Below are 25,690 nucleotides of genomic sequence, written 5' to 3' on the forward strand. Positions count from 1 at the left end.
ATCACCAATGAACGCGCTTCCGAAATCGATTGCGGATGACGATGGCCGCTGCGTTCATGAGCAGTGTCATGCCGAGAAGGACCAGACCGGCAGCCGCTGCGTTGACGTGGAACGCTTCCTGCGGCCGGGACACCCAGTTGAACATTTGGATGGGCATCACGGTGAATGGATCGAACAGCCATTGAAAAGAGATGAACGGGGGGTCCGATTGAATGGGAGGATGCGGTAAAAAGGCGATGAACGAGAGCGCCCCCACCGTAATCAGCGGGGCTGTTTCGCCGACCGCGCGCGACAGGGCCAGAATCAACCCGGTGAGAATGCCGCCCATAGAGTAGGGCAGCACATGGTCCTTCACCGTTTGCCATTTCGTCGCTCCAAGCGCGTAGGCGGCTTCTCGAATCTGAGGCGGGACCGCTCTGATGGCTTCGCGTGAAGCGATGATCACCATCGGCAGAATCAGCATGGCCAGTGTCAGTCCGGCCGTCAGAAAGCTCTGCCCCAACCGGAATTCATACACCAGTAATCCAAGCGCCATCAGGCCATAGACAATCGACGGCACGCCGGCCAAGTTGGCGATATTGATTTCGATCACATCGGTGAGGCGGTTGCTTGGAGCATACTCCTCCAGATAGATTGCCGCGCCCAGCCCCAGCGGTACGGCGGTCAAGGCTGTCAGGAACATCACGAGCAACGTTCCCATCCAGGCGCTGATGATGCCGGCCTGTTCCGGGAAACGGGAAGGAAACGAGGTCACGAATTGCCAGGTCAGCCGCCCGGCTCCATCAAAGAGGAGTTGGCCAAGCAGGGCCAGCAGGACGATGAGCGCGGCAAGCATGGCCGCGAGCGCGGCCGCTGCAAACAGCAGGTCTGCTCCCTTCCGTCGCCACAGCCGCGAACGCTTGGTATCGAGCTCAATAGATCTGCCGATAGCGTTTTCGGAGGACATGGCCGCCTATATTGAAGATGAGGGTCATTAAGAGCAGTGTGAGACCGGTTGCAAAGATCGTTTGATATCCGATACTGCCGTGCGGCAGATCCCCGAGACTGACTTGCACGATATACGCGGTCATCGTGGCCGCCGGCTCGAGAGGATTCCAGGTCAATGTCGGCTGCATGCCGGCGGCGATTGCGACGACCATGGTCTCCCCGATTGCACGTGAGACACCCAAGACATACGCTGCAGCGATTCCAGAAAGTGCGGACGGAAACACGACGCGGAGCGCCGTCTGCATCCTGGTAGACCCGAGCGCATAGGCTCCTTCTCGAAGGTGAATCGGAACTGCGCGCATGGCATCCTCGCTGACGGAGCTGACGTACGGCACGATCATGATGCCGATGACGAGCCCCGCGCTGAGCATATTGAAACCCGGAAGGTCCGGCCAGATGTGTTGAAGCGCCGGGGTGACGAACAGCAAGGCAAAATAGCCGTAGACCACCGTGGGAACAGCGCTCAACAGTTCCAAGGCGGGCTTCACCATCTCACGGACTGAATGGGGCGCGTATTCGCTGAGGTAGACTGCGATCAAGCTGCCAGCCGGCACGGCGACGAGCAAGGCCACCCACGTGGTCACCAGGGTTCCGGAGATCAGCGGAAGAATCCCATAGTGCGGTTCTGCAAAGAGCGGCGTCCACTGCCGGTCTGTGAGGAAATCAAACAAGGATACCTGCGTGAAAAAGAGAGACGATTCGTATGCCAGCACGCCCACGATGCCCGCCGTAATGGCAATGGACGTCACGGCGGCTCCTAAGAGAAGGAGTTCGATCGCCCTCTCCTTGTGTTTCCGTCTGGACACGAGCACATCCAGACTTTCGCGGGCCTGCTCGAACACGTGAGATTTGGCCACTTCTGCATCCATCGTCTGCTCCTTGCTACAGCGCCGACTCCCGCCGCAGCAGATCTTCGATCTTCAGGCCTATGGTGGACGTTCCCTGAAACGCCGTGCCCACCTTTCCGTGTTGGAAGTGGTCGAGGGCGATGCTGTAGGCCTGTTTCGGCAGCGGGACATATTTCACCTGGGGCACAAGCGTCTGTGCCTGCGTGAGGTAGAACTCCACGAACCGTTTGATCTCGGGTTTCGCAGCGGCCTTGGTGCTGACATAGATGAACATCGGTCGTGACAGGGGTTGGTAGGTCCCGTTCTCGACGGTGTCGCGCGAGGGGAGCACCGGCCCCGTTCCGCCGTCGATGCCGAGCGCCTTCAGGCGTTTCTTATTCGGTTCGAAATAGGCGTAGGGAATGTACCCCAAGGCATGTTTGTCGTTTGAGATGCCCTGCACAAGGGTGTTGTCGTCCTCGCTGGCGGTATAGTCGCCGCGGCTGGATTTCGCCTTGCCCACCACGGCTTCTGTGAAATAGTCGAACGTGCCAGAATCAGAGCCGGCGCCGAACAGCTTAATCGGACTATCCGGCCAAGAGGACCGGATCTGATTCCATTTCAGCAGGCGGCCCTGCGCCGAGGGTTCCCAGATCTGCTTGAGTTCGGCGACGGTCAAGTTGTCGATCCACGTCGCTTGCGGGCTGACGGCAACCGTCAGCGCATCAAAGGCGACCGGCAACTCAAAATACTGCACGCCGGCCGTCCGACAGACCTCCATCTCGGCACTCTGAATCGGGCGTGAGGCATCCTGCACATCGGTTTCACCACGGCAGAACTTCTTGAATCCTCCCCCGGTCCCGGAGATGCCGACCGTCACACGCACCGCACCCCGAGTTTCTTTTTGGAACTCTTCGGCCACTGCCTCCGTGATCGGAAACACGGTGCTCGACCCGTCGACTTTGATCAGCACAGGGGATTCAGAATGGATGGACTGAACAAACCCGCCGCTGATCAATCCAAGCAGGCCAAACCCGGTTGCAATGATGAGTCTCGTTCGAGAGCGAGCCATTGACAATCGCATGCGGTGTCCTCCGTATTTCGCGCGTATCTTATGATTGCGTATCAGTATACGGGAGGAATGGGCCCGTTCGATTACGTCCACGTTACGTCCGCGTTAACTTTCCAACGGTCATTCCCGCAGCGGCGTACGTGCAAAGCATGCCAGGCATGGCCGGTCCGAAACCACCAGGGCCGTGCAAGAACCCGAAGCGCCGAAACCTACAATCAGCAACGCCACGTCTCTCGAAGAACTCATGCTCAAAAGAGGACTGATCTCACAGGACGGTTACATTCGGCTCAAGGCTGAATACGGACGCAGAATTTCTGAAACAGCGATGATGGCCGAGGCCATGTCCAGCCCGCGTTGGTATGAGCGTCTGCGGCATTAGGATACGTACAGTTGATAACCAGCTTGGAAACCCCAATGGTCAGGTCCGGACGTGTCGCGGCGCGTCGGCGGGTCCGCATAGAGCACCGTCGTGTTCTTCAAAAGCAAAGGCAACTCATCTATTTGTCGGCAACTTTGGCAAATATTCCCGCCTTGCCCGCGCGTCGTGGCATTTCGTGCAACCGTAACAACGTACGTTGAAACTTCACAAGATGTTTGCGTACCCGTGATCGATCAGAAACATAGCCGGGATAATCTGGGTGTCATGAACGTTAGGAGTCGCTACCGTAAGAGGGGGGTACACGGGTGAATAAACCCTTCGCTTCGCGTCCATTGTCGTTTAGGACAGTCTGGATCTCCGATGTGCATTTGGGTTTCCGTGGTTGCAGCGCCGATCATCTCCTCAAATTTCTCCAATCCGTCGATTGCGAATTTCTCTATCTCGTAGGGGACATCATCGATGTCTGGGAAATGAAAAAGCGATTGTTTTGGCCGCAATCTCATAACAACGTCCTCAGGACGATTCTCGGTAAGGCCAAGCACGGGACAAAGGTGATGTATATTCCAGGAAACCATGACGAAGTGTTTCGAGATTATCACGACATGACATTCGGCAATGTGCACATTGTTGAGGAAGCCATTCATATCAATGCCGACGGGAGGCGATTGTTGGTGACCCACGGAGACAAGTTCGATAGCGTCGTACGGTGTTCAAGAGCCATCGCGATGCTCGGTACACGGCTCTATGACTGGCTGCTGAAGGCCAACTATGTCGTTCATGGAGTCCGGCGACGCTTTGATCTCCCATATTGGTCGTTAGCGGGTTTCTTGAAGCATAAAGTCAAGAATGCCGTGCAGTTCATCAGCAATTTCGAGCAGGCGGTGGCATATGAAACTGCCCGTTTAGGGGTCGATGGAGTGGTGTGCGGCCATATCCATCGCCCTGAAATCGTGAAATTGAATGACGTCATCTATTGTAATTGCGGTGACTGGGTGGAGAGCTGCAGCGCTCTCGTGGAGCATTTCGATGGAAGTCTGGAATTGCTGCGGTCGGCTGATACCGTGGCGAGCCTTAAACGGACCCGTGTCATGCAAGCCGATCGATTGACGCTCTATTCGGACGATGACCTCATTGTAGCCTGAATCTGCGAGAAGAACTGTGAACGCGCGCGTCATTGGAGGAGGAACCATGATCGGCGAATTGATTGAAAATCGGATCGCCTGTTGGTTGAACACCGCAGAGGCATGCAAGCTCGGATCGATAGACGTGGTCGTTGGTCTGGTGTTCTGCGCCCTGGCCGGCGCGGCAATCCTGTACTCTCGTCGCCTCTTGTCTACGTTCTTAACAATGAGTGCAAGATCGTTTACGCCTACACTTTCCCGTTTCCTGTCGAGATGGGTCAAGACCACTGACTATGAGGGGAAAGACTTTTTCCGAGCCGACGGGGCCGATGAACAGGTTGTCGCGCGGAGACAGTTGGCGCTCGACCGCCTGGCCGCGCATTTTGAAACGCAACATCCGAAATCGATTTCCTGGAGCAATCGAATTCGAGACGGTCTTTCCGACCTGCGATTTACCGATGCCGGGCGCGTACCGTTTCCCTTTGCTCGCGTCATGGGAAATAAGTTCAACCTCTGTTCAGTGGTGACGGCGTCACATGACCCGAAGCTGCTCGATATCGACGGCCATTGGTCTCTCGATGTCACGGGGTCGTATGGGGTGAATGTCGCCGGGTACGATCAATACAAAGAATGGATGGGCAAAGGGTGGGAACAGGTCAAAGCATTGGGGCCCGTTCTCGGGCCACTGCACCCGATCGTCGCTGAAAATATCGCCATGCTGAAATCCATCTCCCGACTGGACGAGGTCTCGTTTCACATGAGCGGGACCGAGGCCGTCATGGCGGCTGTTCGCCTTGCACGCTTCAATACCAAAAGGAAAACGATCGTATGCTTTTCAGGCGCCTACCATGGATGGTGGGATGGGGTGCAACCCGGATTAGGCAGTGAACGGGAAATCAGTGACTGTCTCACGTTGAAGGATATGAACCCCGTTTCTCTTCGGGCGATTAAAAGAATGAGGAGGGAAATCGCCGGGGTTGTCGTCAATCCCATTCAATCATTTCACCCCAATTCTCCTCCACCGAGCGATGCCATCCTCCTGACAAGCAGTGTGCGGAAAACAGAAGACGCGCATGCCGCCTATGCCGTATGGCTGCGGCAATTACGGGACATCTGCAACGCTTGCGATGTCCCGCTGATCTTTGATGAGGTGTACTCAGGATTTCGGCTCGCCCCAGGCGGCGCACAGGAGTATTTTGGTGTCCGCGCAGATCTGGTCGTCTACGGGAAGACGGTTGGGGGAGGCATGCCCATTGGCGTGGTGTGCGGCAAGAAGGAACTGATGCGTCGGTTCGACCCCGATCACCCTATGCGCCTCGCCTATGTAATCGGCACCTTTTCGGCGCATCCGCTGGTGATGGGGGCAATGAATGAATTTCTTCGCTGGGTCGTTCGGCCGCAGACCCAGCAGCTCTATGAAGAGGCGCATCGGCACTGTACTGACTGGGCAGCGGCGACGAACAAGGAGTTTTCGGAACACAAGTTGCCGCTGCGGGTTGTCAATCTCGCAACGGTTTGGACGATCCTCTTCCAGCAACCAGGCCGATACAATTGGTTATTGCAGTACTATATGCGAGCCGCAGGCATCACGTTAAGTTGGGTCGGAACCGGACGCTGTTTAGCCAACATGGCCTTTACACAGGAGCATTACGACGAGTTGCGGGTCAAACTGCTGACCGCAGCCTCCCGCATGGAAGAAGACGGTTGGTGGCTCAGGGGGGCCGAGGCCAAGGGGAGCAGGTCGATGAAGGCACGGCTGGCTTGGGAAATCATCGGAAGCGTGATTCAGGTTCCCAAACCAGCGCAAGCGTTCTACGCCGAGGTCATGAGGCGGAAACACGACGACCATCTGGCGTCTCACAGTCATCCGTTGAATCAACTCTTTCATCTGCTGAGTTCCAGCGTGTTTATTTATTGCTATGTGCTGATCTTTACCGATCTGACGACTGCGGTCACCGCCAGCCTCGCCGCGCTATTTCTCCGCCAATTCGGCCATGCACTGGTGGAACCTCCCTGTCACGACAAGGAGGAACTGCTCCTCGGATTTAACACTCCCAGCAAAACCATGATTGTATCGGCCTATTGCCTCATTCCCGTTGCCAATATGCTAGCGGCAGGCAGTTGGGCGATGACGAGTCTTGTAGACCGATTACCGATCATCGCTCAAGAATGGTTCGGGTTGACGGTGGCTGTCGTACTCGGACGCGTGGTCTATCTTGCCTGGTTGCACAATATTCAGGTTGCGATGATCTGGTTCATAAAACTGATCACTGATCCGTTCACGGACATTTTGGCCTATTTACCTCGGTCTGTGAGCGCGTGGCGGGCATTCCTGCCGCCCTATGCCATGAATTACAAACACCGTTAAGTGGGCGACGTCGCGTCGACGAACCGACTCATTCCCAGCTTTTTTCCTTAAAGGGCTCCAACAGCGAGACAAACCTCTCCGTCCACTTCCTCCAGGAATGTTGCCGCGCATACGCGATACAGGCATCAGGATCAAGCGTGAGCGCGTCAATGACTGCCTTGCGAAGATCGGGATCAGTCACTCCGGTCGTGCCATTCTGAATGATGTCGATCGGCCCTGTGACCGGATATGCCGCCACCGGCACGCCGCAGGCCATAGCTTCCAGAAGGACGAGACCGAAGGTATCAGTAAGACTTGGAAACACAAAGACATCTGCCGCTGCCACATAGGCCGTCAATTCTAGCCCATGTTTGGCCCCTACAAACCGTGCGTCTGGATAGCGGGTTCGCAGTCGCTCTAGGTCTGGGCCGTCCCCCACGACATACTTCGTTCCTGGCACATCGAGACGTAAAAACGCCTCTATGTTTTTCTCCACCGCCACTCTTCCCATATACATCGCTATGGGTCTCAGATCATTGAGGTACGATTTTGGACCAGGTTTAAACAGGTTCGTATCGACCCCTCTCGCCCAAATGTCCAAATTTCTGAACCCTCGCTCTTCCAAGATACGCTTCATGGACGGCGTCGCTATCATGGTGCGAGACGCCCGGCCGTGATACTGGCGCAGGTAGGCATATGACCATGAAGTTGGAATGGGGAACCGCGCGCGAACGTATTCCGGAAATTGCGTGTGATAGGAAGTCGTAAACGGCATCGACCTGGCAAGACATAACGCGCGCGCCGCATGACCGAGAGGACCCTCTGTAGCGATGTGGATCGCTTGCGGTCGAAACCGTTCAAGTGCTCGTCGTACTCCTGATTTGGGAAATAGTGCCAAGCGGATCGATGGGTACGTGGGGCATGGATAGGTTCGAAAATCCTGTGGAGTGATGAACTGCACATCATGCCCCAAATCCGCCAGATTTTCGGCGGTGTGGCCCAGTGTCCGCACGACACCGTTCACTTGAGGACGCCAGGCGTCAGTGACAATGGCAATTCTCATCGGTGCACCCGTGGTTCCTTTCTACGGGGCTGGAGAGCGTTCGAGTTCTTGGAGAAGCCGCTCCGCCTCCGGTTTGTACTTTCTTTCCCATGTATAGGCATAGTGCGGCCGATCAGCCTGAATTACCGCCAAAAGCTGTTGTACAGCATCTCGCTGACGGCCCTGCTTCCGATACAGTTTCGCCGCGAGGATCCGGGCGTGCATGAAATTGCCATCGGCGCGGATGGCCTGCTCGAGGTAGGCCTGAGCCTTTTTTTCATCTCCGCCAAGAAACCAAGGCAACTCCAGCAAAAGTCCTCCCATCATTTGTAGAGCCTGTGCGTGAGCGGGATTGAGCGCTATCGCTCGTTCCAGACAATGCCGTATGTCGCTGAGGACCAGCGCTGCGCTTGTCATCCCCTTGAGTCGTTCAGCACTGCCGAGGTTGATGGCGTAAAAGAAATGGGCGTCAGCATTGGCGTCGTTTAACTGGAACGCTTGTTTGGCCATATTCGCACCCATTTCGTAAGTCGTTCGTCGCGCGACGTCATCCGTCAGTAGATCATCGGCGAGATCAAAATATGTCTCTGCCAGTTTCGTTAGAAGAGCGGACGAAGGGCCTTCTTTCTTCACGTGCTCGAGGAGTTCCTGCAGGGTGGATTCCAATGAATACGGGTAGCCGGCAGGCATTTCGTCGCGTTGGGCGTAACCCGGCATCTTCAGGATTAATAGATTGACCACGAAGAAACTAACGAGGAGACATCCGGCACGCATGCTCTGAGATGCATATGACATGAGAAGGATGCCTCACCTCGCTCCCGGCAACGTATAGATGGGTTGCAGGCCTTTTCGCAAAGGTTCCACTGCGTCGACAGCAAGGATGTATTGAGGTGGAAACAGGCAATTCCTCAATAGCTTGGCCCACGGACGTTACAAACAGATAACTGCAGAGCCAACGCGGGGTAAATATTCGCCTCTATGCGAGACCGTTGATGCATTCTGGTGAAGCCAAGACTGTGGACTAGGTTGGAACATCAGCAAGACACAGGGTCATGTAGAGTCAGGGATTTTAGATATTGCGTCATGCCTCCACGAGTCGTCGGTGAAGGGCTGTTTCATTGCCCCCTCACATACACGGAACATATAAAGGGATGGGCAGGATTACCGATCAGCTATTCGACAGTTGCCATGAATTGATAATCTCGTAGGCGCCGCCGTCCGTTCGCTCCTCAGTAAAGAGAATGGTCCCCAGGGGTTCGACGGATCCCATCGCAACCGTCTGTTCCGCGCACGAGGGTCTCAACAGCCCCATCCCTTAGCCGAACACGCTGCATTCCTGGATTGAATTTTTGCACAAGTCCTTCCGGGAGCAGAGTTCCCAGATTTTGCCTGCTGGCCTCGATGCAAAACATCAGATGTGTCGGACTGTCACCGGCCGGCAAAAAGGCGAGCATGTCAGCTGAATCGCCGACGCTTCGGGTCACGGATTCCGCCTGGAGTCCATCTGCGAGAAGAACCTGTGTTGATGCAGCCTGAGTCAGTGTGCGATATGGGCCGGATGTGGGAGGTGCGGACGCCCCCAGCGGGTCCTGGATTCCAAACCAGCGCATAGAGAGGTTGCGCAGGTGCTTCTCAACGACCTCTGTACCAAAATCATCGGTAGCAGAAACTGCCGCTACAGGCCAAGCAAGTAGTGCGGTGGCCAGGACGATCTCTGCCGCTTTATTGGTCCGGTTCAAACCATGCAGACTCGGTTTTGCCATCATGACTCCTTTGGTTGTTGCGGCACAGACCTGCTCACATGAATTCGTCAGGATCACAGTCATTGTGGCTGGGGAGGTCGTCAGACAGAGAACGTTCGTACATGTCTTCCAGCTCTGTAGACGAATAGACCCGGACGTGATATTCGCGTTCCAGTTCCTGTTGAGCGAGCCCATCTCCCGTGGCCGCTGCTTGTAACAATGTCCGACGACGCTCAAGCTCTTTCTCCCGTGTCTGTGCCGTCACAAAGTACCTTCTTACTTCATACGGAGAAGCTCAGAGTAGTTGGTTGTTGTCACCGCCACGTTGCGATCTTGTTACGGTTGTGTTGTTTCGAACGGCCTGACGGTATCAACTGCTGTGGGTGAATGTACCTGGCGCGCTAATCGCTGTGGCGTCTCACAGTGAGCAAGTCACAGCCTTTTCTTGAGATATCAAAAGAAAGAGACGGGTTGGCCGGATGGGATCACAAGTGGTATTTCACGTTGCTTTGCGATTTGCTTATGAAATCCAAAGAACGTTTGGTTGGCCGGAAGCTGATCTCAAGGTGGAGAATAGGATTGATGTAGTTGCCCGAGGACTAAAGGAGGATTTCTTAATGGCGGTCGTGAAAAGGCCCCACCTCGGTACGCCTGCCCAAGGGGTTTGGCCCCGTATTGTTCAATGAATTCTCGGAGAAACAGCTCTAATTCTTCCATCAGCAGCTGGATCTGAGCTTCCAGTGTTTCGAGCATCGAGGCTCTGGCTCGCAAATCCGTGGCAGTATAAATTCCTCCCGGACCGAAGAATATCGGAATTCGTTGCAGCTGGACATCCGATTCCGGCTCTCCGAGGCGGCCCTGCTGCTACCAGGCGTTCACCACTTCGTCGCGTGCTGTGGATAAAGGGTGTTTATGGCTGGCTTGCAGGTATCGCCAGACTGTCGGTGAGATGACCGAGGATTGCCGGGGATTGTCCCACACCTCTTTGAGCAGGTTCCGCTCGTGACGGAACTCCTGTTTCGACGTAGCAAAAAGAGCCGTCCCTCCAAAGAGCGATGCGAGTGCGCCTCCGGCGACGCCCAAAGCATCGCTGGCCGTACTGGATCCGCCAGCCAAGCCGAGACCACCAGACACCGCTGCGGCCACCCCGCTGATAAGGATTGAAATCAAGGTCAACTGTCTGACGATGGCGGAATCGATTTCTTCCATACGATCGGCAACCTGATCTGCCCGATCGCGCTCGCACACGATTTCTGCCACAGCCGACGACACCTCAAACATCGTGAGCAACAGGCGATCGGTCAATGCCTGCCGCAATTCTAAATATTCGATACTTCGGATTTGGCCATGAAATTGAAGGGCTGCCATCTCGGACAGAATCGGCAGTACGTCCATCACCCTGGCTACCTCGAGTGCCTGTGGCGAAAGCGGAATATTGGGATCGTCGACCGCACCCGTAATGGAATCGTATCCACGCCCTTGTGAGAAGGAAAGGGGAGTTGCGGGAGTGCAATGCCGTTCAGATGCCGTTGCATGGTTGGTCGAGGGGATAAGAAAAGAACATCCCGTTACGGTACTAAGCAAGAGGCCTGAGGCGAAAAGGATCGACTGGACCGGCCGGGTTTCGTCTTTGGAAAAGAACGGAGCAGTTCTCATGATGGACAATCTTACTCTCGGGATTGGTGTATTCCCGGACGTGCTGTCCGTGGGTTATGGATCAGAGATTCTGGGCATTGAAAGGGATGACGATACAAATCAGCCAAGCGTTGAGCTGTTACGGTGTCTTCTTTGTGCTCAGGGTGTTGTTCCATACCCTGGTGAACGCAGCGAGCTTTGCTTTCGAGGACCTGCGCTCATCAGCAAGCGCTTCCAGGAAGTCGGCCAAGCGGCTGGATTTCAGGACCGTATAGAATGTCACGATGAAGGCTACAATGAGGACAAGCATGAACACCAGGAAGCGTGCGATGGCTGATTCGTCAGCCATCGCGAACAGATTCATTCCCAGGAAACCGGTTGTCGCCACCCCAATCAAGCCGACGGTAGCAACGACAGTCAACCGGACCATTGTCTCACCCTGCCTGCGCAGCGCATCGCTATCGAGATACTGGTTCATGTCTTCGATGGCGGTTCGCACTTCGTCATACAGCCGCTGCGTGCTCAAATGTTCGCTGACCATGCGAAAGAGTTCTTTTGCTTGAGTGTGATCCGAGACTTCGCGAAACCAATACCGCTGGGTAAATCGAAGAAAGATGCCCAACATTTGACGGATGGTGCGCCGGAACGTTCGTACCGACTGGAGACTCTCGACTTCCAGGCGGTTGGTCACATCGACCAAGCGGTCCTGTAACATCAGCAGCGCCGCTCTATGAAAATGAGAAATGAGAAAGAGGAGAAAATACTCGTGCCGGAACTGCTCCAGGTCTGTCTTGCGTCCGATGAATGTCCTGCGATTGCGGTCTCCCACCATGGTAAACACCCGTCCGGTACACATGAACCGAGTCCCTGCCTGTTCCCGTCCCTGTCCATTCCAATACCGGTCGTAACAGAACCGCTCTTCGAAATCCCGCAGGTGGCTTCCGGAATGGAGGGGTGAGTCTGGTGCGGAAGGTGCGGATGCCAAGCCTAGCTGAACGAATTCCTCACGGCTCAAGGACTCGGGATCGTCCATGACGAGATACGCCATTAATGGCATCAGATGGTATTCGATCTGTCGATAACGGATGAGACCTTTTTGTCCCGAATGGTGCAGCACCAATGGTTTGAGTAAGTACTCCCAATGAGAGGCCATGCACGGTGACCGATACCGGCAGACGAAAGAAAGATATCTCTCACGGTTTTCATAGTCGGACATTGCCAGAATGTTGCCCTCTGCGGACAGCCACTGTACGTTCTTGGCGCAATGACCTCCTTGTCCGTCCGGTTCCCAGTAGGTGGGATAACAGCGGCCAAAGCGGAACAAAACATTCTGTACAAGGGGAAGCGGGACCTCGTCGCCGTAGACCTCAACGACAAGAATCGCCAGGTCGATGTCATAGAAGAAATAGAGATCCACATGCGCCACCGTCAGAATCAGCGGTTCGGTGTGCGGGTCGGAGAACGTCATCTTCACTTGTGCAATGTCGTTGCGTCGAAATACGCGTATGGAGGATCCCTGAAGGATGGCCGCCCCGTTACCTTTGCTTTCACCGTACAAAAAACGTTGAACAAACGGGAGAAATGTGACGAACTCGCTGTAGTGCCGTTCCTGAAACAGAACGGGATCACCCGTGAACTCGTCCTGCAACTCGTCCCAGGGATTGTCTTCGCCGGGTGTTTGCAGCCGCTCCCAATGCTTCTGAATCGGTGCGCGTTCACTGATAGGCATCAATTGCAAAGGCCAGAGCAGGATTTGTCTGAAGTGCCGGACTATCTTGTCCTTTTGAAGGATACTGGGATCGGCCATGAGGTTCTTCCTATACGAGGAGCACGGATCGTATTCTCGAATCGAGATGAGCGGCTATCAAATTGGGAGCCCTCATTAAGTCAGACCTCTCTGTTGATGTCGCGTCTGCCGCGGTGTCCATATGACCTGGTAAGCTGAATATGCGGAGGTTTGAGAAACCTCTCGATGGTGCGGCTCGCAGATGCGATGCAGAAATGGTCAATCGACATTGACGACTTCCGGTTTACACATCCGGTCGGTAGGTAGCATAGCGCGATTGCCTTACGCTTCTCTCGCAACTGGTTTGCTGCCTGTCTTCCACGCTGTATGGATTTGTGCCATGACCCCTTGGGTGGCCGTTGGGTTGGCGTTAAGGACTGGAACGTGCGATCGGTCAAAGAATACTTCTGTGGCCATGCATCTTAATGAACAGATAGCTCTGTTAGACGATCGGGATCCATACCGCAGGGCACTTAAGTGGTCGTTTTAGTAGCTCTCTTCCAACTGTCAGGGTGAACCTCCTATTTGTGACGAGGATAAGAAGTAGAGATTTCCGATCGATTATCTTCGGATTACGGATGTGTAAATTAATTGTCGACCCGTTGCCATAGCGGCTCTCGGGGTCGCATAGTCACCGGTTAGCTGTCTGAATAAGGCGGTGGAGAGCTTGAAGGACGAACCGGTTAGGAGAATGTTTCACCAACTTCGTGATGCCTCTTAACCGTGAGCATTATGTGCGAAAAAAGGAGGCGATCTTCGTGCAAGTGTTAATGCCAGAACATACGTGTATTGCTCGGGAGACGTCATCACTTACGATAGATAAAGGAACGTGTTATGCCATTTTCGCCTACGATGTGGGCTCTTCTATCAGCCTGGAGCAGGCCGGTAGCCGCCTGTCACAGGACACGGAACGCGGGCGTTTGAAGCACACTGCCCGGGCTCCACAATATTTCGACTACCGTCCTGCTCCTCTTCGCTTAATCCAAGAGGGAGCATCATTATTATTAGGCCGGTATACGTCAGCTCCCACCACTGAAATTATGGTGTATGACTTCGGTGCCGTCACGATTACCTATCGATTTGCCTTAAAAGGCCCATTCAATGACCTGCTGGAACTGAGTGAAATGCTCTATGAAAATGATCAGTTGCTGAAGGAGTCACGCCTTCGGGTCGGTCAGCTCGTTCAGGCCTTGGGGGATGCTATCGATCGTCCCAACATTGGCCACGAAGAGGAAGATTATCTCGTTTTTGCGATAGAGAGCTGCTCATCCTTGCAGCAGACCCCGGTTTGGATCAACCGGGAAGCAGAACTCGCTCGGATCCTTCGCGGCGAGCGGACACCGCTTTCGGACCAGGAAATTGCCGATGCGACTGCATGTCGGATTTCATTCGGGACGGACGATGCCGTCTTTATCGATTGGCACGCAGCGGTACTGTTCGGGAAGGATATGGATGACGTGAGGGCGGTTCTCGAGTTCGCCAATGTCGAATTACTTGAAATGAGAACTTTGGACGAACAACTTGATCGAGCCCTGGACCAAGCCTATGAGGCCTTGTCCCGCAAGCCGAAGCTTCTACAACTGCCAGGCTCTTACCACAAGGACACCACGCACATTGCGCAGTTGCAAGTTGATGGGGCACTTCTTTTTGAGCGGGTAACCAATACGCTCAAGTTGCTGGGCGATCAATACTTGGCTCGTGTGTATCGTCTTGTATCCCAGCGATTCCACTTGGAGGCCTGGGACGCCAGCATTCTGCGAAAATTAGATACCCTCAATAGCATCTACGGCAAGATGTCCGATCGCGCCAGCGTGCAGCGTATGGAACTCTTGGAATGGATCATTATCGTGCTGATCACGGTTTCCATTGCGATATCGGTTCTTGAATTGAGGTAGCCGGAACTGCCTCCAGCCTTACAGCGAAAAGTCACCGGTCCTTGCATAGCCGCCGTGACATAAGCATGAGAATCAGGCGGGTGAGCTTTCAGAAAGGCGCTTAGGCTAGGTTGATCGCGCGCGTGGCGTAAGGTGAGGAACTGTTAGTACCGAGACTTCCAGCGGGACATGAACCATTCTTGAGAATGGATCGGTGACTCACCTTCGGATGGATGAAGACGTCGGTAGGTTCCGTCTGGTTGCAACTCCCGAGCTTGAACATTGTCTTGTATACCGATGCCAAGAATTTCGGTAATAAGCACGTCTCGCCAATGTGGAGGTGTCACGGGAAACAGAATTTCAACTCGCTGATCGAGATTGCGAGGCATGAGGTCCGCACTTCCCGCGAACACTTCGTCCTGTCCGCCGTTCTTGAAATAGTAGATCCGCGCATGTTCTAGGAACCGCCCGACCACGGACACGACTCGAATCGTTTCGCTCAGTCCAGGCACGCCAGGCCGCAAACAGCAAATGCCTCGCACCTGCAAGTCGATTTTCACTCCCGCTTGTGACGCACGATACAACGCCTGGATGCAGGCCTTATCGACCAATGCATTCATTTTAAATGCGATGTAGCCGTCACGGCCCGCTTGGTGATGTGTGATTTCACGCTCGATTCGATCAATCAGCTCTTTTCGCAGAAGCTTGGGTGCGATGAGCAACTTGTCGTAGGCCGGTTTGCGTGAATATCCCGTCAGTGCATTGAACAGATCCGACACGTCGTTGCAGATAACGGGATCTGAGGTGAAATAACTGAGGTCGGTATAAATGCGGCTCGTGGCGACATTGTAATTGCCTGTCGCGAGGTGGGCGTACCGCCGTATCCCTTCGGACTCTCGGCGTACCACGAGGCACGTTTTCGCATGAGTCTTCAGGCCATGCACTCCATACACGACATGCACACCCTCGTCCTCAAGTTTGCGAGCCCATTCAATGTTGCTTTCCTCGTCGAACCTCGCTTTGAGTTCAACTAAGACGGCGACCTGCTTGCCATTCATCCGGGCTTCCAGTAGTGCGTCCACAATGGGGGACTTCGCGCCAACGCGATACAGCGTCTGCTTGATGGCAAGAACCGCCGAATCATTTGCCGCTTCACGTATGAAATCGACCACTGGCACGAAGCTGTCGTAGGGGTGAAACAGCAAGATATCCTGCTGGCGGACGGCCGCCAACATTCCGCCTGGCTGGGTGCAAATCGGAGGAACAACGGGAACGTGAAATGGATCTTTCAAGTCCGGTCGGTCGAGCGCCGTGAGCTCTGCGATTCCTGCCATTCCGATGGGATCGTTTTCAGAATACACTAAATAAGGCGACAACTGGAGATTGCCGATGAGGATATCTGCGATACTACTCGGTGTTTTGGCCTCGAGTTCCAGCCGAACGGCGGATCCGAACTCCCGGAGATCGAGCTGTTGTTCCACCGTCGTCAGGAGATCCGCCGCTTCATTCTCGGTGATAGTCAAATCGGCATCCCGCGTCACGCGGAATGCATACGAAGCCACAATTTCTACGCCCGGGAAGAGCAGATCCAAATTATCCGCCACAATATCTTCCAGCCATACAAACCGCGAAATCCTTGATTCGCTTCCCAACAGGGTCTCTTGAAGCGACGCTGGTGATTCCTCAGGGATAGGGATCAGGCGTTTGAACCCACCAGGCAATTTGACACGGGCGAAACATTCCCCCCGGTCGGGATCTTTGACGATGACGGCCAAGTTAAAACTTAGATTTGAGACATGGGGGAACGGATGGGTGGGATCGATTGCTAACGGCGTCAGAACGGGAAAGATCTCCGCACAGAAGTAATCGCGAAGACGGAGTCGTTCCTTCTCCGTCAGAGACTTGCTGTGCAAGACGTGTATGCCGGTTTCAGATAATTTAGGACAGATATCTTCATGCCAACAGGATTGATGCCGCTGAAGCAACGGTGTGACTTCGCGACAAATCGCCAACATCTGTTCCGAAGGAGTCATGCCGTCAGGCGGGGGTTCGCCCACTCCTGCGGCTACTTGACGTCGGAGGGCGGAGACCCTCGTCATGAAGAATTCGTCTAAATTCGTTGCGAAGATAGTTAAAAACTTTGCTCGCTCCAACAGGGGATAGCCTGTATTCTCCGCTTCTTCGAGCACACGGAGGTTGAACTGCAGCCAGCTCAGTTCTCGATTGAGAAACAGATTCGGACTGTCGAGGTTCTGAACGGTTTCGTTCGAAGGGAGCCCGGAATCTAGATTCGGGTTTGGACTGATGGACATGGTCTGTTTTAAGTCAATTCCAACGCTTACTCAATAAGAACTCACCATGGAACCAAACGGTTTCACCACAATGCTCTTAGGTAGAGCAACGATAATGCGAAGACGTTACACCATGATGACTTCCTGGTTAACTCTTGAGAATGCTAGAGAGTAAGTTGGTCCTGGACGACCGCCCATGGCACAATTATTTCCCGCACAGTGGCCATTAAAAAACTTCTTTTGGTAACACGATTGTAATCCGGATCGTGCAAGATGCGGCCGTCTCGCTGTTCACAATTTGGGAGGCCTCATGCACGCCGCAACCACCACATTTCCAGGTGAATCGCATTCCTCAAGTCGCCCCATTATGGTGTTTATTGCGGGCGCACTTGCCGCGGGGCTCACCTATGCCGGCTATGAGCTATTTCTCGATTTGTCCTCAATACGAATTGGAGTGGAACTCCCCTACGTGTTGCTGGGCATTGCCCTGCTCATCGCGCTGGGCTTTGAGTTTGTGAACGGATTTCACGATACAGCCAATGCAGTCGCCACAGTCATCTATACAAACTCACTCCCACCACAAGCGGCGGTTCTCTGGTCGGGCTTTTGGAATTTTCTCGGAGTTCTTTTCTCAAGCGGTGCCGTCGCATTTGGAATCATTGCCCTGCTGCCGGTGGAGTTGATCCTCCAAGTCGGAAGCGGCGCCGGATTTGCCATGGTGTTTTCCTTACTCATCGCCGCCATCCTATGGAACCTGGGGACCTGGTATTTGGGATTGCCAGCCTCGAGTTCACACACCTTGATCGGCTCGATTATCGGTGTTGGCTTGGCCAATCAGCTTATGCAACCTGGTAATGCCACGAGCGGAGTAGAGTGGAGCCAGGCCACCAAAATCGGCTACTCCTTGCTACTATCTCCTCTCATCGGCTTCGTATGCGCCGCACTGCTGCTGCTTGTGATGAAGGTTCTCACCAAGAATCCGGCTTTATTTCGTGCTCCAGAGGGACAACAGCCTCCTCCGCTCTGGGTGCGCAGCTTGCTCGTATTAACTTGTACCGGGGTGAGTTTTGCCCACGGATCCAACGACGGGCAAAAGGGCATGGGATTGATCATGCTCATCCTGATCGGAACCGTGCCGATGGCCTATGCACTAGACCGTGCCGTGCCGGCTTCCCACGTGCAGAGTTTCGTGAGTACGTCGCAGCAAGCTTCTCAGATTATGGCCGTCCGCACTTCGTCTTCTCAGCTGAAGGCCGAGCAGGATATGCATGCCAATGTGACGCGGTATGTGCAGACGGGAGAAATGGATGAAGCGTCGCTTGCCTCAATGCAAGCCTTGATGAACTCGATCGCAAATCAGGTCGCGCAATATGGTTCGTACGGGAATGTTCCGGATGACATGAGGGGCAACATTCGTAACGACATGTACCTCATGAACGAAGCGTTGCGCAAAATGGACAAGCTGAAGAATCCTGGTTTTTCCGTAGAGGAGGCACAAGTTCTCAAGCGGTATCGTCAGGCTCTGGACCAAGCGACGAAATTCATTCCCACGTGGGTAAAAATCGTCGTCGCCATTGCACTGGGTCTGGGAACGATGGTCGCATGGAAGCGGATCGTCGTCACGGTAGGCGAGCGGATCGGGAAAGCTCATCTGACCTATGCTCAGGGTGGAGCTGCCGAGTTGGTCGCCATGACCACGATCGGGGCGGCGGATGTCTTTGGATTGCCAGTAAGTACTACGCAAGTGCTCTCTTCCGGCGTAGCAGGAACAATGGCCGCCAATAAATCAGGCCTGCGTTGGACGACTGTACGGAACATTGCTACGGCTTGGGTATTGACCCTCCCCATGTCCGTTTTGCTGGCAGGAACATTGTACTGGCTGCTCCGGCAGTTCACCGCGTAATGGCTTATGATGTCCGGTTACTATAAAGACAGGAAGTTACGGAGGCGATGTGACTTGAATGTCGAAAACCAGGAGCGAGATTAAGCCTCAATAGGAGAGAGAGACGGACCGTCCTTTTGTCCAAGAGGCAACGAATTGGTCAGGTTGGCGCACGCTGGATCTAAGGAGATTGTGACAAACCAGACACTAGGATTCATCCTCTGCCCATGCTTCGAGGATTTCACCCGAATGGGCATCAACATACACTTTTACGAATCCCTCCGGAGTCAATACCTTGACTCTCCAATGCACGTCCTTTGAATTGCCCTTCAGGCTGGCATCTGTCACGACTCCTCGAATCTTCCGCTGAACCTTCTCAATGGCTTGATCAATGGGGAGGGAAGACGCCTGAGCCCGCGCGATTTTCTTTTTTCTATCCTTCACGAAGACCACCATTCGTTCAGTTTTCAGATTAGGCCACCGCAAGCCGTCAATGCCGCCTGTAGGCCGAAGCGCGACAAGGGTAATAGCTAAGGAGCAGTGCTGTCAAATCGGCATGTTGAGTACGCATCACGCAGACGGCCAGTTTCCACAGTGCAAATTAACCCTATCGTAATTGGCCGGTAATTTAGTTGTATGGTTCCTCATCTATACATTTTCTATCGGCCCTGTTTCATGAAGGTATATTTTTACCGCTGAATGTCATGAGATGCAGGTCGAAGGATTGCTTTCCGACGCGTGTATGGTGAATTAACGATTGACCGCTGGGTGAGGTTTCACCCCATCGTTTGGAGGCTCGAATCCTATGATAACCGAATTGCGAGGAGCGTTCTTGCTTACGGTTTCGCTCACACTCTTCGTGTGCATCCTTGCGATCCTTGCATTAAGCGCCGTGATGCGGCCGAGCCGATGGAGTGAACGTCCCAGGCATGCAGGGTAGGAGCGAAAAGGAACACTTTACCTGCTGGAACGCGCTGCTCGGGATGAGTTTTGGATGTAATCACGATTCATGGCTAGGTTGCATATGCAGACTCAGTGTCTCTGAACTTATAACCAAGTGACTTCACGGCTACGATCGCTTCGCACAACATGGGAAGTTTCTGTTTGAGCCGAGCGACGTGCACATCCACCGTTCGGCTAGTGCCATGGTAGTCGTAGCCCCACACGTTGTTCATCAGTATATCCCGTGTCATTAACCGCCCCGGGTTCTTCAAGAGGTGTTCGAGGAGGCCGAACTCCTTGCTCGTCAAAGTGACTTCTCTCCCATCCACGGTGACTTCATGCCTGGAGGTATAGAGACTGAGAGAACCATACTGCAAGGGTTTAGCCTCTTGAGCGGTTGCTCTCTCGAGTCTGTGCAACACTGATTTAATGCGGGCCACGAGCGCCCTCGGACTAAACGGCTTGGTTACATAATCATCGGCTCCCAGTTCCAGCCCCAGCACGACGTCCAACTCTTCACTTTTCGCCGTCAACATGATGATGGGAATTCTTGAGGTTTGAGGAATTAGCTGAAGTCGTTTGCACACTTCAATCCCATCGATTCCAGGAAGCATCAGGTCGAGAATGACCATGTCAGGATGACCGGATCTGGCCTGCTCAATAGCCTCTGCGCCTTCTCCCGCCGTCAACGTGCGAAAGCCTTCTTTCTCAAGATACATTTGGATGAGATCACGAATGTTCGTATCGTCTTCGACAATCAGTATTTTCTTACTACTGGTGATGAGCATTGGCATCTCCCAGATGAAGTGAAAATAGTTCCATCACCTTATACTGTGAACACTCCAGGTTACAAACATATGAATTCCAAGCAAATACGGAGTAACAAATGCCCCCGGAGCTATGTGCCAATACACTCCGTAGGAGCAGGTGTTTGTCAGATCGTGTTGTTAACAAATTGTTAACTCAATCGGGCGCGACGCGAGCAATGTGGTGCGACTAACAGGACTGTGATAAAGGCAGGGCGGCAAGCAGAGCGCGCCATCACGCAAGATTTGAAGCGGAATGCGCAGGGCTCCATCACAGGCGGCTCACTCCGAAAGAGGAGAATTTCTATGAGCTGGTTTCAATGCACGTGTTCGACCCTGACGATGTCATGTGTCGTGCTAAGTGTTGGCGTCTCATCATCGTTGGCCGGTTCAACCGATGTAGACAAGAAGACGTCCGATCATCCGGTCATCGCCCAAAGGGTGGCGGATCAACCTACTCCTTCTCAGGGACCACCCCCAGCCACAGAGCTGCCACCAGGCGGAGCCAGCGTCGAAGATGTGTTGCTGCAAAAAGGCGCCATCACGATGGACGAATGGATTCAGATCCGCGCGGAGCAAGAATACCGAGGCGCCGATCAATCCCGGCGGATCGATACGTTGGAGGAATGGAAAGGCAAGACGGAGGTTTTGCCGATTCTGCGGGACAAGGTGAATTTCGGACTCAATGCCCTGCAATTTCTGTACGGGCATATCGACGCCAAGGTGCCGGAAGGACGCAGTCAGGACAGCTTTTCCATCCGCCGCTCGGAATTGTTGTTCTGGGGCAAGATCAGTGAAACGATACCGAGATGGCACATTTTGATGGAGTTTCAAAGTATCAACTTTACCAATAACACCCCGACCGTGGGCGCCTCGGCCCCGACGTCGGCGACCTTCTTCCGAGAAACCTATATCGACATCCGGCCGATTCAATCGTGGGCGCCCAATCTCAACGTCTTTCGGCTCGGGATCTTCCGGATGCCCTTCGGGATCTTTACCGAGCAATCGGGCGGGTTGCGGGACGTCATCAGTTCGCCGTACCTGACCTCGGTGGGGGGCGGCGGAGGCCCGGGCCAGAATGCCCGAGGGACAGGGGGAGCGATCGAATTTATCCAGGAACGCGATTATTTCGTGGACGTTCGAGGAAAGATCGCCAATCGCCTGGAGTATGTCGCCGGGATCATGAATAACAACAATTATCAGGCGAACAGTCTGGTCAGCACCACCTCCGGCTTGGGCGGAGCCAACCAACCCAAGGCCTTTTACACGCGGGTCCGCCTGTTCGGCAGCGATGTCTCGTTCGTGAGTTTTACGACGATTCAGGGGACCTCCAACAACGCCGGCACGCTCATCAACGGTCGTGGCAAAGGGGCCTTCGACCGGTACGGGGTGGACTTCCGCTACACGTCAAAGATCCTTCCAGGGTTCATGGTGCAGGGCGAATGGTGGCAGGGGCACGATGGGGCGAACGCGACCACGGTGGGGACTGCGGCCAACGGCGCGTGTCAAGTGACCACGGTCTGTGGCGGGTCCGGGGCGCCGGGCATGCAGCGGCGCACCTACTATGTGCTCGGGAAGTACCTGATCAGCCAAGGCCCGCTGCAGAACTTCGAGCCCACGGTCATGTGGGAGCAATTTGATCCCAATACGAGCATGTCGAACGATCTGTATACGCGGACCATTGTGGGGCTGACCTATTACTTCGAGAACTTTCCCCCCAAGGTTCAGTCGAAGCTCCAATTCAATTATGAATTCCGGCATCACCAGGGGCTCGGCACCGGCCCCGGTACGCCCGCCTATGATGCGAGCACCGATCCCTTCGCCAACAACGCCTTCTTCGTCCAGTTTCAAGTCCGGTTCATGTAAGCAGGGAGGACGCCTGCATCTATAACGAACCGTTCGGAAATTTCTCATTGCATTGGAAACCGATTCGGGAGTAAGGAGGACACTTATGAAGCGCATCGTGGCGGTGGTGGCGCTGATTGGCTGCCTGGGAGTGACCGCGTGTTCGCCGACGACCGTGTTTGCTCCGGACGTGCTGGCCGGCGTCGATCCGAATTTTGATTTTTCCCGCTGGCGCGCCTTGCCTAATCAAACCGTGGACAAGAAAGTGCAGTTGGGGGGGCGGATCCTCCAGGCCGATCGGAGGGACGGCACCGTCACGCTGGTGCTGATGCAATTGCCCATCGTCGAGCACCCCGCCTTCGGGCCCAAGGATACCGGCAAACGCAGCGGCGAATTTGCCGTCACGTTCAACGGGACGATCGAGCGGCCCTTTCTTCAGCCCGGCAACCGCGTGCTGCTCGTGGGGACGACGCAACGCGCCCAAATCGTGTCGGTGGATGACACCCCGCGCAGCTTTCCGACCGTGGCGGCGAAGTGCCTGCATATCTGGAATACGGGGGGGCGGGAAATTTCGGATTTTCCCTCGTATGGAGCGGGCTACGAGACGTTGGAGGAAGACACGTTCTGCGCCGCTCACCAGTAACGGGCTCAAGCCCTGGATTGCTCTCGTGCGCCAAGCTCCGCTGGGAGGGGTTGCGGTCGGCTTGGCGCAGCGTGGGGCGCCCCGTCTGCATCGGGCTCCTCGTGATACTGCTGAACGCCTGTGGGCACGAGGCGTCCATGACCCGTGAGACAGATACCGGCGGAGTTGTCACCTTCCCCATCCTGTCGGAAGGGGATATCCTGTCATCGGCCGGCCGCCGCGATGCGCTTCGCTTGATAGAAGCCAAATGCCCGGGCGGCTCGCGCATTCTCAAAGAAGGTGAAATTCCGAAAGTCAGCGAGGCCGCAGATCGTAACTGGCGAGGACAGATGGGAAGCGATCGCGTGTGGGGTATTCAGTTTACGTGCGGACGATGAAGGAGCTGTCGTGAGAGTGAATATGCAATGGTCTGTCTGCCACGGTGCGTTGTGCGGTGTCCTCTGCATGCTATCGGCTTGCGCCGGCTTTACCAATCAACGGCTCGTCTACGATCACGACAGCATCCAGATCGGAGTCGAAGCGGATCCGTCCGTCTCTCATGCCAAATCGGAAACACACAACGCACACCCGGCGACATTGACTGAATCGGATGTCCGTTCGATCTTGCAAGTCGTTGAGGTGAGCGGATGGAGCGGAACTCTTGCCGGAATCTTCGGATCTCCACCTCCAGTGCGCCTGTTCACCCAGGAGCAACTCACGAAGTATGCTCAGTACATTTCGGACTCGTTTAAGCAGGCTGGGCCGACCGACCGTGTCTTCTTTTCATTCCCGAAACCCGGGGTGACTTACAGTGAAGATCGCACAGTCGGAGCGCTGTTTCTCCGCGGACGATATCTGCACGTGGTCGTCACTGATCATTCGTCTGTCGTCCAAGCTGATCCGGGTGGTGGCGAGCCAAAGGACATCCGGGATACGAAAGGTATGAAACTGTGGGTTGCAAAACCAGCCAAAGAAGCGGTTGTGCCTGATGCCGAAGAGCCCCAATGGGCTCCCTTTGAGACCGTGCATATCTCGTTAAATGTGAATGAGACGCTTGCTCTTCGTTCCCCCAAGCCTCCAATTCCGGTTCCAGCGGTCGCGGGTTCTCAGGCTATTCCTCCCGCGACGACGGCGGGTCCTACCAAACAGGATTTGCAGAACCAGGTTCGTGAGTTGACCAATAGCAACCTTGAATTGCGCGAGCGCTTGGATGAACAATCCAAACAGATGAAAGATTTGACGGAGGAAATGAATCGACTCCGCCTTGAAGTTGAGCAGAAAAAACCGGCTAAGCAGAGTCCGCGGAAAACTCCATCTCCTTAGCCGGTTCTTGTCCTGCTATCGCATCAGAGGAGCTGCTTCGGGTGACCCGCCCAAGGCAACGGCATTTTTCTGCACTTGATTGAGCGGCAACGGGAAAAACCCTGCCTTGATCACTGCTTCCTGGCCTTCATGGCTCATGATATACGCCAAGAATTCTTGTGCGGCGGGGGGCAAAGGGGCCTTGGGAGATTTGTTGACGTACAGGTAGAGGACTCGACGAAGAGGATAGGTCTGATCCGCAACAGTGGCAGATGAGGGCGGCACGAAAGGCATTCCTGCCGTTTCCGCCAGAGGCACAGCGCGAACCATCGAACCCTGCAGACCCAACCCACTGTATCCCACTCCCAGTTGGTCTCGACTGAGGCTCAGAATGACGGAAGCCGCTCCAGGATTTTCGTGCAAGGATGGAACAAATTCGCCTCCCCCCAGCCCGTGGTCTTTAAAGAATGATCTGGTACCGGATTTCCGATCTCGCCCATAGAGCTGGATAGGAGCGTTGTTCCATGTGTCTGGAAGTTCGAGTTGACCCCACTGAGTGATCGCTGTCTTATGTCCTCGCAGGCGGGTCGTTGAAAACATGGCATCCACTTGTTCCAACGTGAGGCCAGCAATCGGATTATCTTTGTGTACATAGACGGCGACAGCATCGACGGCCACCGGTACGGCTATTGGTTCATAGCCATGCTGAGATACGAATTCTTTGATCTCCGTATCAAACAGCTCTCTCGACGTCGCCGTCAAGGTAAACTGTTTTGGTACTTCCTCGGAGAGCATGACCTTTCCGGTCTTATGCAAAGGTGGTTGTAAAAATTCCTCGATTGCAGGATTGGACCCGAATGGCTTTACCTCGATGGTGACATTGGGCTGGCGACGCTGAAACTCCGTCACGAGACGGGACAGGACGGGATACATCGTGTCCGATCCCCGGATCTTAAAGGTTCCTGTTGCATGAACCTTGGGATTATATCTGGCGAGATTGGCCTCAGGGCTGACGGCGGCAAATGGGCCCCCCTGTTCAGCCTGAGCAGTCGCAGTCAAGCAGATGGCCATGCTTGCGACGATCAGAAACAGGCCGAGACGGAACTGGTTGATGGACGATGCCAGCATGGCTAGAACTCCTCCCGTTAACGGATCGACATGACATTCGATATACGTTATCGGAAACAG

21 protein-coding genes are annotated in these 25,690 nt (G+C 54.5%); 8 read left to right on the forward strand and 13 right to left on the reverse strand.

Annotation, left to right across the window (positions count from 1 at the left end; translation table 11 throughout):
• Position 1: 1 nt before the first annotated feature.
• From pstA to W02_RS00100, 3 genes are read right to left on the reverse strand one after another with little or no spacing between them, the layout of a single operon-like run.
• Complete coding sequence (gene pstA, locus W02_RS00090; protein ID WP_173043596.1) at positions 2 to 946, reverse strand: phosphate ABC transporter permease PstA; 945 nt, start codon at positions 944 to 946, stop codon at positions 2 to 4.
• Positions 912 to 1,856, reverse strand: coding sequence for a phosphate ABC transporter permease subunit PstC (gene pstC, locus W02_RS00095; RefSeq protein WP_173043599.1), 945 nt, complete (start codon positions 1,854 to 1,856; stop codon positions 912 to 914). The genes pstA and pstC overlap by 35 nt, the downstream gene beginning before the upstream one ends.
• A gap of 13 nt (positions 1,857 to 1,869) precedes the next feature.
• A complete protein-coding gene (locus W02_RS00100; RefSeq protein WP_197742092.1) occupies positions 1,870 to 2,898 on the reverse strand; it encodes a PstS family phosphate ABC transporter substrate-binding protein in 1,029 nt (342 codons plus the stop codon).
• Positions 2,899 to 3,570: 672 nt separating this feature from the next.
• Here W02_RS00100 and W02_RS00105 point away from each other — a divergent pair.
• Complete coding sequence (locus W02_RS00105; protein ID WP_173043601.1) at positions 3,571 to 4,407, forward strand: UDP-2,3-diacylglucosamine diphosphatase; 837 nt, start codon at positions 3,571 to 3,573, stop codon at positions 4,405 to 4,407.
• A 46-nt stretch (positions 4,408 to 4,453) separates the two neighbouring features.
• Entirely contained in the window at positions 4,454 to 6,754 is a 2,301-nt protein-coding gene (locus W02_RS00110) for an aminotransferase class III-fold pyridoxal phosphate-dependent enzyme (protein ID WP_173043603.1), read from the forward strand.
• Between the two features lie 28 nt (positions 6,755 to 6,782).
• Here W02_RS00110 and W02_RS00115 read toward each other — a convergent pair whose 3' ends face one another.
• From W02_RS00115 to W02_RS00140, 6 genes are all read right to left on the reverse strand, one after another.
• A complete protein-coding gene (locus tag W02_RS00115; protein ID WP_173043605.1) occupies positions 6,783 to 7,796 on the reverse strand; it encodes a glycosyltransferase family 1 protein in 1,014 nt (337 codons plus the stop codon).
• Positions 7,797 to 7,817: 21 nt separating this feature from the next.
• Positions 7,818 to 8,570 carry a hypothetical protein gene (locus W02_RS00120; protein ID WP_173043607.1) on the reverse strand — a complete coding sequence of 251 codons (753 nt, stop codon included), beginning with the start codon at positions 8,568 to 8,570 and terminating at the stop codon, positions 7,818 to 7,820.
• A gap of 434 nt (positions 8,571 to 9,004) precedes the next feature.
• Positions 9,005 to 9,541 (reverse strand): hypothetical protein, encoded by a 537-nt coding sequence (locus tag W02_RS00125; protein WP_173043609.1) that lies wholly within the window; start codon positions 9,539 to 9,541, stop codon positions 9,005 to 9,007.
• A gap of 31 nt (positions 9,542 to 9,572) precedes the next feature.
• Positions 9,573 to 9,782, reverse strand: coding sequence for a hypothetical protein (locus W02_RS00130; protein ID WP_173043611.1), 210 nt, complete (start codon positions 9,780 to 9,782; stop codon positions 9,573 to 9,575).
• Between the two features lie 599 nt (positions 9,783 to 10,381).
• Positions 10,382 to 11,173 (reverse strand): hypothetical protein, encoded by a 792-nt coding sequence (locus W02_RS00135; protein ID WP_173043613.1) that lies wholly within the window; start codon positions 11,171 to 11,173, stop codon positions 10,382 to 10,384.
• A 118-nt stretch (positions 11,174 to 11,291) separates the two neighbouring features.
• Positions 11,292 to 12,959 (reverse strand): CorA family divalent cation transporter, encoded by a 1,668-nt coding sequence (locus W02_RS00140; protein ID WP_173043615.1) that lies wholly within the window; start codon positions 12,957 to 12,959, stop codon positions 11,292 to 11,294.
• Between the two features lie 737 nt (positions 12,960 to 13,696).
• Here W02_RS00140 and W02_RS00145 point away from each other — a divergent pair.
• Positions 13,697 to 14,833, forward strand: coding sequence for a hypothetical protein (locus tag W02_RS00145; protein ID WP_173043617.1), 1,137 nt, complete (start codon positions 13,697 to 13,699; stop codon positions 14,831 to 14,833).
• A 143-nt stretch (positions 14,834 to 14,976) separates the two neighbouring features.
• Here the strand turns inward: W02_RS00145 and ppk1 are convergent, their stop codons facing one another.
• Entirely contained in the window at positions 14,977 to 17,124 is a 2,148-nt protein-coding gene (ppk1, locus tag W02_RS00150) for a polyphosphate kinase 1 (protein WP_173043619.1), read from the reverse strand.
• Positions 17,125 to 17,413: 289 nt separating this feature from the next.
• On the opposite strand from ppk1, the gene W02_RS00155 reads away from it, so the two are divergent.
• Positions 17,414 to 19,006: an inorganic phosphate transporter gene (locus tag W02_RS00155; RefSeq protein ID WP_173043621.1), complete on the forward strand. Its 1,593-nt coding sequence runs from the start codon at positions 17,414 to 17,416 to the stop codon at positions 19,004 to 19,006.
• Positions 19,007 to 19,192: 186 nt separating this feature from the next.
• Here the strand turns inward: W02_RS00155 and W02_RS00160 are convergent, their stop codons facing one another.
• Together W02_RS00160 and W02_RS00165 are read right to left on the reverse strand one after the other, a co-directional pair.
• Positions 19,193 to 19,429, reverse strand: a complete 237-nt coding sequence (locus tag W02_RS00160; protein ID WP_173043623.1) for a PepSY domain-containing protein — start codon at positions 19,427 to 19,429, stop codon at positions 19,193 to 19,195.
• A 569-nt stretch (positions 19,430 to 19,998) separates the two neighbouring features.
• Positions 19,999 to 20,715 carry a response regulator transcription factor gene (locus W02_RS00165; RefSeq protein ID WP_232068605.1) on the reverse strand — a complete coding sequence of 239 codons (717 nt, stop codon included), beginning with the start codon at positions 20,713 to 20,715 and terminating at the stop codon, positions 19,999 to 20,001.
• 324 nt (positions 20,716 to 21,039) lie between these two features.
• Between W02_RS00165 and W02_RS00170 the strand changes: the two genes are divergently transcribed.
• The 4 genes from W02_RS00170 (at position 21,040) to W02_RS00185 (ending at position 24,523) form a co-directional block, all read left to right on the forward strand.
• Entirely contained in the window at positions 21,040 to 22,599 is a 1,560-nt protein-coding gene (locus W02_RS00170) for a hypothetical protein (RefSeq protein WP_173043627.1), read from the forward strand.
• Between the two features lie 85 nt (positions 22,600 to 22,684).
• Positions 22,685 to 23,221 (forward strand): Slp family lipoprotein, encoded by a 537-nt coding sequence (locus W02_RS00175; RefSeq protein WP_173043629.1) that lies wholly within the window; start codon positions 22,685 to 22,687, stop codon positions 23,219 to 23,221.
• A 137-nt stretch (positions 23,222 to 23,358) separates the two neighbouring features.
• Entirely contained in the window at positions 23,359 to 23,598 is a 240-nt protein-coding gene (locus W02_RS00180) for a hypothetical protein (RefSeq protein ID WP_173043631.1), read from the forward strand.
• 10 nt (positions 23,599 to 23,608) lie between these two features.
• Positions 23,609 to 24,523, forward strand: coding sequence for a hypothetical protein (locus tag W02_RS00185; protein WP_173043633.1), 915 nt, complete (start codon positions 23,609 to 23,611; stop codon positions 24,521 to 24,523).
• 15 nt (positions 24,524 to 24,538) lie between these two features.
• Here W02_RS00185 and W02_RS00190 read toward each other — a convergent pair whose 3' ends face one another.
• On the reverse strand, positions 24,539 to 25,630 hold the full coding sequence (locus W02_RS00190; RefSeq protein ID WP_173043635.1) for a PstS family phosphate ABC transporter substrate-binding protein: 1,092 nt from the start codon (positions 25,628 to 25,630) through the stop codon (positions 24,539 to 24,541).
• Positions 25,631 to 25,690 lie beyond the last annotated feature (60 nt).

It is taken from the genome of Nitrospira sp. KM1, from assembly GCF_011405515.1.
In the GTDB taxonomy this organism is placed as follows: domain Bacteria; phylum Nitrospirota; class Nitrospiria; order Nitrospirales; family Nitrospiraceae; genus Nitrospira_C.

Bases quoted from the DNA above. Each gene is read 5' to 3' on its own strand.
- W02_RS00100 (WP_197742092.1), bottom strand. From the start codon at position 2,898: ATGCGATTGTCAATGGCTCGCTCTCGAACGAGACTCATCATTGCAACC.
- pstA (WP_173043596.1), bottom strand. From the start codon at position 946: ATGTCCTCCGAAAACGCTATCGGCAGATCTATTGAGCTCGATACCAAG.
- W02_RS00170 (WP_173043627.1), top strand. From the start codon at position 21,040: ATGAGCTGGTTTCAATGCACGTGTTCGACCCTGACGATGTCATGTGTC.
- W02_RS00180 (WP_173043631.1), top strand. From the start codon at position 23,359: ATGACCCGTGAGACAGATACCGGCGGAGTTGTCACCTTCCCCATCCTG.
- pstC (WP_173043599.1), bottom strand. From the start codon at position 1,856: ATGGATGCAGAAGTGGCCAAATCTCACGTGTTCGAGCAGGCCCGCGAA.
- W02_RS00165 (WP_232068605.1), bottom strand. From the start codon at position 20,715: ATGCTCATCACCAGTAGTAAGAAAATACTGATTGTCGAAGACGATACG.
- W02_RS00190 (WP_173043635.1), bottom strand. From the start codon at position 25,630: ATGCTGGCATCGTCCATCAACCAGTTCCGTCTCGGCCTGTTTCTGATC.
- ppk1 (WP_173043619.1), bottom strand. From the start codon at position 17,124: ATGTCCATCAGTCCAAACCCGAATCTAGATTCCGGGCTCCCTTCGAAC.
- W02_RS00155 (WP_173043621.1), top strand. From the start codon at position 17,414: ATGCACGCCGCAACCACCACATTTCCAGGTGAATCGCATTCCTCAAGT.
- W02_RS00135 (WP_173043613.1), bottom strand. From the start codon at position 11,173: ATGAGAACTGCTCCGTTCTTTTCCAAAGACGAAACCCGGCCGGTCCAG.
- W02_RS00120 (WP_173043607.1), bottom strand. From the start codon at position 8,570: ATGTCATATGCATCTCAGAGCATGCGTGCCGGATGTCTCCTCGTTAGT.
- W02_RS00175 (WP_173043629.1), top strand. From the start codon at position 22,685: ATGAAGCGCATCGTGGCGGTGGTGGCGCTGATTGGCTGCCTGGGAGTG.
- W02_RS00125 (WP_173043609.1), bottom strand. From the start codon at position 9,541: ATGATGGCAAAACCGAGTCTGCATGGTTTGAACCGGACCAATAAAGCG.
- W02_RS00140 (WP_173043615.1), bottom strand. From the start codon at position 12,959: ATGGCCGATCCCAGTATCCTTCAAAAGGACAAGATAGTCCGGCACTTC.
- W02_RS00110 (WP_173043603.1), top strand. From the start codon at position 4,454: ATGATCGGCGAATTGATTGAAAATCGGATCGCCTGTTGGTTGAACACC.
- W02_RS00115 (WP_173043605.1), bottom strand. From the start codon at position 7,796: ATGAGAATTGCCATTGTCACTGACGCCTGGCGTCCTCAAGTGAACGGT.